Origin of the sequence: Rhodopirellula maiorica SM1 (assembly GCF_000346295.1) — a bacterium.
GTDB classification, from domain to species: Bacteria; Planctomycetota; Planctomycetia; order Pirellulales; family Pirellulaceae; genus Novipirellula; species Novipirellula maiorica.
Genome location: NZ_ANOG01000595.1, coordinates 1 through 11,035 on the forward strand (window position 1 = coordinate 1; position 11,035 = coordinate 11,035).

The window sequence follows — 11,035 nt, forward strand, 5'->3', positions numbered from 1 at the left end:
ACGCTTAGAGACAGCCCCAACCGAAGCCGGACTCGCAGAAACCGAACTCCCCAACGACGACAACCGAAGATTCAGAGAGCGTCACACCAAGCGCTGATCACTCCGGTGAATTCGATCCATTGCCTGGACGCTTAGTGGCAGCCAATGTCTTTGCGATCGGTTTGTGGATTTTCCTGCTGGGAATTTTGCAGGAGAATAGCCGCGTCACATTGCTGACGTTCGGGGCTATCCTTCTTGCTGCTGCGATATTCCTTTATCACTCAACCCAAAAACGAGTAAGTGAATTCGGTGATTGACTTGCAAGCGACGCGCATGATCGCAGCGGGTATGGACGCCAAGAAAGACATCCACGCAGATAAGAAACCAACGATTCAGCAACAACCAAAATACAAATGAATGTCTACAACAATACAGAAAGCTAACATGAAGATTTTCCAGACCGTCTTAATCGCCCTTTATTGTTTTTCGGCTCATGTGTTTGCCGATGATGCCACTGCAAAGAGCGAATTGGGGGAACTCATCTTTGAAGATCAATTCGAGCGTTCAGAATCTCAGGAACTCAAAGACGAACCTGGGAACCAATGGACGACCAGCAGTGACAAGACGGCGAAAGGTCACAAGCAGGTGGACCTTCGCGACGGTGCGATGCATGTTTTCACACACGCCGATGCAAACCATGCAACGTCGGTCCGACATGAATTCGCGTTCAAGGACAGAAGCATTGGCCTGCGGTTCCAGTTGCACCAAAAGGGCGATCGGTTGAAATTGAATTTCGCCGATCCCGCGTGCAAATCGGTTCATGCAGGGCATCTATTTGATGCGGAAGTGAGTGCCGGTGGGCTGACAATCGAAGACCGCAAGACGGGCGTCATGGATCTAGATATCCGGGCCAAGCGACTGTCCGGCGCTATTAACGCCGAACAACAAAAGCTGTTGGCAACGAAAAAGCGGCAGTTCCCAATTCAGCTAGAGTTGAATCAGTGGCACGAAATCCTGGCCCACGTCGACGGACATCAGCTTTCGGTGGATATCAATGGAAAGCGCGTGGGTAGTCATCACTCAGAAGGTTTCGCACACGAAACCAAGTCTTTGTTGCGACTACTGGTCCCCCAGACAGCAACAATCGACGACGTACGCATCTGGAAGCGAGATTCACCGAGAAGTGCAGGCACCAGTACCTCGCGCAGTTCACCGGAACTGGATTTTCGATCCATGGTGTCGCCCGTGCCTGCTTCGGCCAAGTTCGTTGACCCCAACTACTACATTTGGGGCGGTAGCATGGCTCGCGATGCTGAGGGTAAGTGTCACTTGCTTTACAGCCGTTGGCCGCGCGAGCTGGGGCACAACGCTTGGGTCACGCACAGCGAGATCGCTCATGCGGTCGCCGACGATCCGTTGGGGCCGTACAAGCACGTTGACGTCGCCTTGCCGGCGCGAGGTTCCCAGTTCTGGGATGGAATGTGTACGCACAATCCGACCGTTCATCAATTTGATGGCAAGTACCACCTCTATTACATGGGGAATTACGGCGATGGCAATGCAACCGCCAAACTGAATCCGATTCACCGCAACAATCAACGCATTGGTGTCGCGGTGGCGGACAGTTTGAGTGGCCCATGGAAGCGGTTCGATTCACCCGTCATCGACATCAGTGAGCCGTCGGATGCGCCGGATGCTTTGATGACCAGCAATCCGTCGATCTTGCGGCGTGGCGATGGTACGTATGTACTGATCTACAAAGCGGTCGGGAAGAACGGTCGGCTTCCCTTCGGTGGTCCCGTCGTTCATCTGGCTGCGACTTCGGATTCGCCCACCGGACCATTCACCAAACAACTCAAGCCGCTATTCACTGCACCAGGCGTCAAGTTTCCCGCTGAAGATCCTTATGTGTGGTTCGATGGCGAGCAGTGCTGGGCGATTGTCAACGATCACAAGGGTCACTTCAACAAAACCGGTGAAGATTCATTGGCGTTGTTCACCTCCAACGACGGACTCGACTGGTCCGTCGCGGCTCACCCTTGGGTTTTGCAACGCAAAGTGAGCTGGGCCGACGGTAGCGAACAATCCTTCCATCGCTTGGAACGTCCGCAGCTTTGGCTGGAAGATGGCGTCCCGAAGGTGCTGTTCTGCGCGGCCGAAGAGACCAAAGAGAAAGAGCACTCGTTCAATGTGCACATTCCCCTCGAACATGCGACAAGTTCCAACCTGGATTGAAAATGGCATCTACACGATTTCTACGACACGCCTGCCTAAGTCTTGCCGCAATTCTGCTCGCTCCAGTGATTGATGGGGCTGTCCGCGCGGACGATCGGCCGAATATTCTTTGGATCACGATCGAGGACTGGAGTCCCGATCTGTCCTGCTACGGCACCAAGGGAATTCATACACCGAATGTCGACCAGCTTGCCGCCGAAGGCATTCGCTATGAACGAGCCTTCACAACGTCGCCGGTCTGTTCGACGTCTCGTTCGGCGATGATGACCGGATTTCATCAAAACTACATCGGTGCTCATCAACATCGGACCGCCAACAAAAAGGCTTTACCCCACGGCATCCGCCCCATTCCGCATCTGCTTGCCGACGCTGGTTACTACACGTGCCTGATGAGTTGGAAAACGGATTGCAACTTCTTTCCCGATCGGCGGAACGAACTGTTCATGGGCAGCGATTGGAAAGATCGCGAACCGGACCAGCCGTTCTTCGCTCGCATCACATTCGGAGGCACGCATCGAGCCTGGAATCGCGACCCCCAACGACCGATCGACATCAAAGACATTGAATTGCCTCCCTACTATCCGGACACGCCGTTCGTTCGCCGCGATTGGACCAACGGTCTGGAACAGATGCAGCTTGTTGATCGCGAGGTCGGCGACATTCTCACGCGACTTGAGGATGAAGGTTTGGCCGACAGCACAATCGTGTTTTTCATCGGCGATCACGGCCGCTGTCACATTCGGGGCAAGCAGTTTCTGTACGACGAGGGCACGCGCGTTCCCATGATTGTGCGTTGGCCGGGAAAAGTTGAACCGGGCCAAGTCAGTAGCGATATGGTGATGTCGATTGACCTTTGCGCCACCGCATTGCAAGCCGCCGGCGTGACCGCACCGGTCCCATTGCATGGGAAGAGTCTTTTCAGCGATGCGATATGCGAAGCATTCGATCGAAGGACTACAAGTTGATCCTGAATTTGATGCCCGAGCGGGCCTATTGCCAGTTCAGTTTCTACAAAGAAAGTGCGTATCCCGTGCTCGCTGAAATGAACGTCCTGAATCTGCAAGGAAAGTTGACGCCCGAACAAGCAGCGTTCATGTCATCGAGCAAACCACCGATCGAACTGTTCGACCTGCGAACCGACCCACACGAAGTCCACAACGTGGCCGATGAAGAAGAGTACGCCAGCGTAAAGACCGAATTGCTCGGCGAACTGCAACGCTGGCGAAAAGAGGTCGTCGGTGATGCGGGTGTGACCGATGCGTTTCGAGGCGATGGAGTATTTCCGGATACCCGCCCAACCAATACGGTCGGTCAGTGGATTCAGGATAACGCCGACAGCTATGACTTCGCAGCGCATGGCGTTCCCAGGTGGTATCCCACACGAACGCTTGATGAGTGGCAAGAAGTGCGAGATTTGTGGAGCCCTTGGGTTTTTCGTGAAGTTGACAGCAGCATGAAACGCCCAGTGATTCCCTTCACAAAGAAACCCACAAAGTGATTTGACAACCCGATCACGACCAACGCCGGACTTACGTTCACCGGTGGTTTCATCGACATTGACAACCTACAAGTTTCCTCGGTTCAGTAGCATGCGATTGATGAGAACCCTCGGAACACTTTTTCTGTTGACGAATTTGGTGTGCCTAGGGATGGCAAGTGAACGTCCCAACGTGATCCTAATCCTGACCGATGACCAGGGGTACGGCGACATGTCTTGTCACGGAAATCCGTGGCTCAAAACGCCGAACCTCGATCGGCTCGCGTCCCAAGGCGTTCGTCTGGAGGACTATCACGTCGATCCGGCGTGCACTCCCACCCGTGCTGCATTGATGACGGGACGGTACTCGTCACGTGTCGGTGCTTGGACGACGACGCAAGGGCGACAACTGTTGAACCCCGAAAAAGTCACCATGGCCGATGTGTTTGCCGCGTCAGGTTATCGCACGGGAATGTTTGGAAAATGGCACCTCGGTGACACATGGCCGTATGCTCCACGTTTTCGCGGGTTTCAAAATGTGGTCCGCCATCTTGCCGGCGGCATCGACGAGATCGGAAACCCGATCGGCAACGACTACTTTGACGACACTTATCATCGCAATGGCGTAGCTGAGAACATCAGCGGATATTGCACGGACGTCTTTTTTGAGGAGTGCGAACGAATGATCTCGCAATCAAGCGAGCAGCCGTTCTTCGTCTACCTGCCGCTCAACGCGATGCACAGTCCGCATACGGTTGCCAGCAAGTACTCGGCACCGTTCATTGCGGATGGACACTCCGAGGAACGTTCCAAGTTCTTTGGACAGATCATCAACTTCGACGAGAATCTCGGACGCTTGCTTGAATGCCTCGAATCGCAGCAGCTTTCCGACAATACAATCGTGATCTTCATGGGCGACAACGGCACGGCGAAAGGGGCCAGCGGTCGAATGCCAGAAGACGGTTTCAACGCGGGGATGCGAGGAAGGAAGGGGTCAGTCTACGAAGGCGGGCACCGTGTCGCATGCTTTGTACGCTGGCCCGCGAAACTCGAATCGGGGCGGAAGATTGACGAACTCACATCCTGTCGAGATTGGCTGCCGACTCTGATCGAATGGTGCAACCTAGATGTTGCAAAAGGAACTCACTTCGACGGCCAGTCAATCGCCGGCTTGCTAGAAGGTCGTGGCGACGAGTGGCCAGATCGGACCATGGTCGTCCAGCGCCAGAGTGATCGCCCAACACTGGAGTTGTCGCCGAAGAAATATGGCATGCCCCATTACGCGGTGATGACCCAAAAGTGGCGATTGGTCGACGGTGAACTGTACGACATCATCCATGACCCAGGCCAGAAGAAAAATATCGCCGCGGAGCATTCGGATGTGGTCGGTAAGCTGCAGTCTCGTTATGAAAAACACTTTGCAGATGTGTTCGCAACGGATGCTAACTACACCCGGTTTCAACTGGGCGCACCCGAAGAGAACCCGACACGGTTGACGGTGCGAGATTGGCATCCCACCGAAGGAAACGTGATTTGGAAACAAGAACAACTCGGCGACGACTCGCTCGCAATCAATGGATTCTGGGCCGCGAACGTGGTTCGTTCCGGTCAATACCGAATTCGACTGTCAAGGTTTCCCGAAGACGCACCTGCGGCCATGAACGTTCGAGACGTTCGACTGAAGATCGGCGACATCGAACAGACCAGAATCATCAGCCCCAACGACGCTTCCGTCGTTTTCGACATGGAGTTGCCGGTCGGTGAGACATTGCTGCAGAGTTGGATGACTGACGCGACAACCAACAAGCAGAGAGGTGCCTATTTTGCGAACATCGAGTTCATGCCCCCATCTATTTCGCCTTGATCGAGTGCTGCGAATGACTCGAACGCGAGGCTCTCGATTCTCGCATGGAGAGAGTCCGGATTGTAGTGACGTTCAATTTTAGGTTCTTCGCGATTGATGCTTATCCGCGCTGCTCTGGCATTACTCCTTTTCGAGATTGGCTGCCCCGTTGATTCGGCATTGGCATCGCTATCTCGCTTCGATTCCACCGCTCGCGTTGCATTCGCGGGGCTTGCGATTCGATGTCGCCGGTAGCTTCCCGTCGGCGAATTGTTGATTTCCAAATTGCGTTTCTCGGCGACCTCCTCACTGGTGCCAAACCACTTAGCTCCCATCCGGATATCGCAACGAGCGATCGCTAAAATCAAGAAATCTGCAGCATTGGGTCTGTTCGGCGGCTGTCTGTTTTGCGAGAGAGCATTTCGTAACTTACTCGACTTGACTCCTCAAGTATCAATTCGTTTTCGGCGGTGGCAAAATCAACGGCTCCAGAAAACCAGCGTTTTGCGGTGCCAAACCCTTTTCATGTCGGAACCGTCTGAGCGAGTCGGACGTTCGTTAACCCAGACCAGCAGAGAAACGAAGAAACAGAGAATTCTCGTCCCGAGACCCAAAATCACCCCCGATCCCATAAACCGAGTAGCGGTGGAACCAAAGAAACGAAGAACGCGACAGGACGGTGGCAAACTCGCAAACAGCGCGAAACACGGGGCAAAAACAAAAAAAGGCCGACACGGTAACCATGTCGACCTTTTATTCACTTCAGGGTCGGAAACGACTTTGATCGTTCCGAGAAGTTGCGGGAGCCGGATTCGAACCGACGACCTCGAGGTTATGAGCCTCGCGAGCTACCGGGCTGCTCCATCCCGCGGTGAAGTTTTTCGAGTGGTCGACTTGCGTCTCCCATCGATGTGCAGACTATATGGGAATCCTCGGCAAAGTGTCAACAGCCTCCACATCCCAATTTTAACATTTCTTAACTTGGCCTCCGACTCGACCTCTCATCCTCACTGTTAATCCGAAAAATAGCGGTCTTTCGGACGTTTGGCCGTTTGACGTCAGCCACGATTCTCACGTTCAACCCGGGCTATCGCCCAAACGGCTAATGGGATTTTACCCCATTCTTTCTGACTATCAGTCATAACTGGAACAATCGTTCGCAGTCACGTCAAATGTAACGATGGTTTCTGCACCCCGAGGCAATTCGCCTCGGTTTATCGATTCCGTCATTCGCATTTTTTTTCTCTCACACCCTATTCTATTTAGAAGCCTGTTCATCATGCAAACATTTCTCTCGCTGTTCGGTTTTTGATGTCGCAAACGGATTCCCAATCCGATTTAATCCATCCAGAGGTGGTTCCCTCACCTCTGGGGGGAAACTCACCCACGTCGGGTTCTGTTCCCCCTCCGGCTGCGAATCCCGTTCAAAAAGTTCCCCCAAACCAGCGGGATCCGCAAAATTCGAACGGTGATGGTGCAAACTCTGCCAGTCCGCTTCCGCCTGTCGTGGCAGCCCCTCCTGCATCGAATTCGCCCGCATTGAATCCGCCTCCGTCACCCCCGACCGCTGCGGTGCCGCCGGCGTCGCAATCGCCCGCCAGCCCTCCGATTCCGCCGCCACCGCCGCCTCGTGCGACGCTGCCTCCGCTGAGATCAGCGTCCACTCAAAACGAAAATCCGCTTGCTCCCCACGCGGCACCTCAACCTGCCACCGTTGTCGCCAGCGGGATTGGTTCAGCCAAATCGCTTCGCTGGCGTGATGAACTGCCAAAATTCATCAAGCGAAAAGTCCGTCCGGACCAGCCCACGGCCGAGAACGGGCAAGCCGACGCCGAAGCGGGCGAACCGTCGACCGAAGAAAAGATCGTCAAAGGGGCACCGCCTTGGTTGATCAGCACCGTCATCCATTTGGTGCTGCTGTTGGCGCTGGCGTTGATTTCAACCCCGGCGGGCGATGCAATCAGTCGCGTGCTGCTTGAAATCGGTCAGAGCGAAACCAAAGAAGAAGTGAACTTTACCGAGTTTGTTGTCGACCCCAGTGATGTGCTGGTCGATGCATCTGACATCGAGACCGATCAAGAGGTAATGGTCGATATCCCGTCGATCTTCGAAGACGCCAACGACTCGATCGATGCGGAAGTGGCGATGGCGGACATTGGGTTGGGACCCGAAATCGAAATCGCTCGCCCGATGTTTAACGGCCGCTCCGGGGCGATGAAGTCGACGCTGTTAGCACTCTACGGCGGTACCAAAGAGACCCAGCATGCAGTGGAAATGGGATTGGAATGGCTGAGCCGCAATCAGAGCAGCGATGGTGGGTGGAGTAAGCGAGGTCCGTATGCCGACGGAGGCGTGGTCGAAAACCGAACCGCCGCCACGGCGATGGCGCTGTTGGCGTTTCTGGGCGATGGCAATACCCACACCAAGGGCAAGTACGCCGAGAACGTGGACAAGGGCGTCAAGTATTTGGTCAAACAGCAATCACGCAGCGGTTTCATGGCCAAAGACGCGCGGGGCCACGAACAGGCCTATGCTCAGGCGCAAGCGACGATTGTGCTGTGCGAATTGTATGGAATGACCAAAGATTCGTGGCTCCGCGATAAGGCGCAAGTCGCCATCGAATACGCTCAAGACGCTCAAGGGACCCAGGGTGGTTGGCGTTATTACCCCAAGTCGGATTCGGACACTTCCATCACGGGATGGTTCGTGATGGCGTTGGAAAGTGGTTTGTCGGCTGGCTTAGACGTCAATCGCAGCGTGTTGTACAACGTCGAAGGCTATTTGGATTTGGCGCAAGCCAGTGGCGGGGCTCAATACGGCTACCAACCTCGCAGCCGCCCAAGTCCTCCGATGACCGCCGAGGGTTTGCTGTGCCGCCAATACCTCGGTTGGCCACGAAACCATGCACCGATGGTGCAAGGCATTGATGCGTTGTGGGAAGTCGCTCCGTTTGACTACAGCGATCGCGACAGCTATTACTGGTACTATGCGACTCAGTTGTTACATCACTATGGCGGCGAGCCGTGGCAACGGTGGAACGAGAAAATGCGAGTGCAGTTGCCTGCTCATCAACAGACGCGCGGACGCGAACGCGGCAGCTGGGATCCGCAAGGCGACCGCTGGGGCGATCACGGCCGCTTGTACTCCACGTGTTTGTCGTTGTTCTGTTTAGAAGTTTACTACCGCCACATGCCGCTATACGCAGGCCATGCGGTCGAGTAATCAATGTCGCTGATCGCTCCGCGATCTTGCTTCACAGCGTTGCTCTTCGGGGCTTTGCGAATCGTGTTTACTATTGGACACGCATAAATTTGCAGGCCGCGTTGTGAATGTTGGCCGGAAAGTCTTCACGCGAGGTGATCAGCATTGAAGGCGACTGGGGCATCGATTCGACGAAGGCGGCGAGATCCTCGTCAGCCTGTTGGGTGCTGGTTCGTTTCGCCATTGCCAGCCGGATCAGCGTCGTCTCCAAGTCGCTGGCGGATTTGTGAAAGGTGTGTGTGTCGTCGTCAAGATCCTCCGATTCGCCGGTAATCATCAACTGAACGCCGACGTTGCGTTGCCACAATTCGGTCAGACAGGTGGCAGCTAGCGACAGCACTTGTTCGATAGTTTCTTCGCGTTTGTTGGCGAGATCGTCCGATTTTGAATCGCGATCGCTGCGGGGGGACGCGGGCGAAGCGTGGCTGGAACGCGGCGGATCGCTTGCGGTGTCGACCAAGATATACGCCATGCGGACGCCCGGAGTTTGGAATTCTTGGACGATCGGTTTGCCAAGCCGAGCCCACGAGGCGAAATCCCAACGCCGCACCGACATGCCGGTTTCGTATTCGCGGCTGCCCGAATAATCGTAGGCCTCGGCGGCCGCGATTTTGCGAATCCAACCCGACATATCCGACAGCTTTCCGCTGGAGCCCGCTTCGTCGGCTTGGCCGAGCAATCGAGGCGTGATGGGGAGGGTCGTGTGGCTGGGGATCCGTTTGGTAAATTCAAATAAGCAGAACGGAAACATCGATTTCACGCAAACGTCGGGCAGCGGATGCACGCCCCGATGGGTAAAGCAAAGTGCGACGTCGGTGGTGACGGTTTCACGTGGCGAGATCATGCCGATGGCGGTGGCGTCGGACAGCACCTGGTAAGAGCGCGACGCATCGCTTGCTTGCTTCGATGATCGTCTGCGAAAATGCCGAAACAGGTCTTTGCGTCGCGTCGCTTGTACTCCTGCGGTCAATTGCAGTGCGGGCACATGACGTTGATTCTTGAGATGGATTCGCAAGTGGAACATCTGGCCCGCTTCGACACAGCGTGGCAGCGAGAAATCGACTTGCAGACGAGGCTGCATTATTTGGTTGACCAGCAAGCTGATGCCAAGCGTGGCAGCACAGGCGGCGAACATGCCAACCCAAGGGTAACCCCACAGAATATTCAGCGAGATGATGCCGACCAACAGCATCGAAATCGATGCGGGAGTCGCCGAGCGACGTATTGCGATCGCCGTTCGTAACGGAAACACCAACACGGTGGCCAAGATGTGCAGACTTCGTTGCCACCACGGTCGCGTTCCCGCCGGATGGGTTTGCGTCAAGGGATCCGGCATCACAGAAGTCTAATTGAAAAGAACGGAACGGGAATGCATTGTGTTTTCCTATACAGGCGTTGCTATACAGGCACGTCAATCGACTTTAGCAAATCGGAAATGATCATCGTGGTTTCATCGGAGGTGGCGATGGCGTTGCGAGGCGAAACGCGATGCGAAAGGATGCTCGGTGCCAGGCTTTGCACATCGTCGGGCAACACATAGTCGCGGCCCAGCAAAACGGCTTTCGCTTGTGCTGCCCGCATCAGCATCTTCGATCCTCGCGGGCTGACGCCGACTCGCAGTCGTGTGTCGGTACGTGTCGCGGCGGCGATTTCGACGATATAGGCTACTGCTTTGCGATCCACTTTCACTTTGCGGACAAAGGATTGCAGTGCCGTCAACTCGTCGCCGGTCATCACGGGGGTCAATGCCGACGATGGGTCCGATGACGCTTGGTCGAGCAGCAAATCAATCTCGCTGTTGGTGTCGGGGTAATCCATCGACAATCGCATCAAGAAACGGTCCAGTTGTGATTCGGGCAGCGGGAATGTGCCTTCGAACCCCGACGGGTTTTGCGTCGCGATGACAATGAAGGGCCGCTTCAGCACATAGCGTTTGCCATCGACCGTGACCTGAGATTCCGCCATCGCTTCCAACAGCGCACTTTGCGTCCGTGGTGATGCACGGTTGATTTCATCCGCGATCAACAGGTTGCTAAATACGGGTCCGGCGCGGAATTCGAAAGTTCCCGAAGAGGGGCGGAAAACACTGCTGCCGATAATGTCGGCGGGCAACAAGTCGGGGGTACACTGGATCCGTTGGAACTCGAGGTCGATCAAACGTGCCATCGATTTCGCAAGCGTGGTCTTGCCGACACCCGGAACGTCTTCGAGCAACACCGATCCTTCGGCCAACATGGCGA

Annotated in this window: 5 protein-coding genes, 1 tRNA gene and 1 pseudogene; 4 read left to right on the plus strand and 3 right to left on the minus strand. The window is 55.2% G+C overall.

The window, feature by feature from the left end; genetic code table 11:
- Positions 1-423 precede the first annotated feature (423 nt).
- The 3 genes and pseudogenes from RMSM_RS42750 (at position 424) to RMSM_RS18990 (ending at position 5,555) form a co-directional block, all read left to right on the plus strand.
- Positions 424-2,214: a putative secreted protein gene (locus tag RMSM_RS42750; protein WP_008699773.1), complete on the plus strand. Its 1,791-nt coding sequence runs from the start codon at positions 424-426 to the stop codon at positions 2,212-2,214.
- Positions 2,215-2,216: 2 nt separating this feature from the next.
- Positions 2,217-3,712 (plus strand): annotated as a pseudogene (locus RMSM_RS18985) (sulfatase family protein).
- A gap of 127 nt (positions 3,713-3,839) precedes the next feature.
- Complete coding sequence (locus tag RMSM_RS18990) at positions 3,840-5,555, plus strand: arylsulfatase (protein WP_236622207.1); 1,716 nt, start codon at positions 3,840-3,842, stop codon at positions 5,553-5,555.
- 776 nt (positions 5,556-6,331) lie between these two features.
- Here RMSM_RS18990 and RMSM_RS19000 read toward each other — a convergent pair.
- Positions 6,332-6,405: transfer RNA gene (locus tag RMSM_RS19000), tRNA-Met, on the minus strand.
- Between the two features lie 635 nt (positions 6,406-7,040).
- Here RMSM_RS19000 and RMSM_RS19010 point away from each other — a divergent pair.
- Entirely contained in the window at positions 7,041-8,756 is a 1,716-nt protein-coding gene (locus tag RMSM_RS19010) for a prenyltransferase/squalene oxidase repeat-containing protein (protein WP_236622208.1), read from the plus strand.
- 70 nt (positions 8,757-8,826) lie between these two features.
- Here RMSM_RS19010 and RMSM_RS19015 read toward each other — a convergent pair whose 3' ends face one another.
- Both RMSM_RS19015 and RMSM_RS19020 read right to left on the minus strand, forming a co-directional pair.
- Complete coding sequence (locus RMSM_RS19015) at positions 8,827-10,131, minus strand: DUF58 domain-containing protein (protein ID WP_008699781.1); 1,305 nt, start codon at positions 10,129-10,131, stop codon at positions 8,827-8,829.
- Between the two features lie 62 nt (positions 10,132-10,193).
- Positions 10,194-11,035, minus strand: an 842-nt coding sequence (locus tag RMSM_RS19020; protein WP_040768145.1) for an AAA family ATPase, incomplete at its 5' end; no start/stop codon positions are given.

What these genes read in the sequence shown, in the direction of transcription:
- RMSM_RS42750 (WP_008699773.1), top strand. Translation starts at nt 424, where the DNA reads ATGAAGATTTTCCAGACCGTCTTAATCGCCCTTTATTGTTTTTCGGCT.
- RMSM_RS19015 (WP_008699781.1), bottom strand. Translation starts at nt 10,131, where the DNA reads ATGCCGGATCCCTTGACGCAAACCCATCCGGCGGGAACGCGACCGTGG.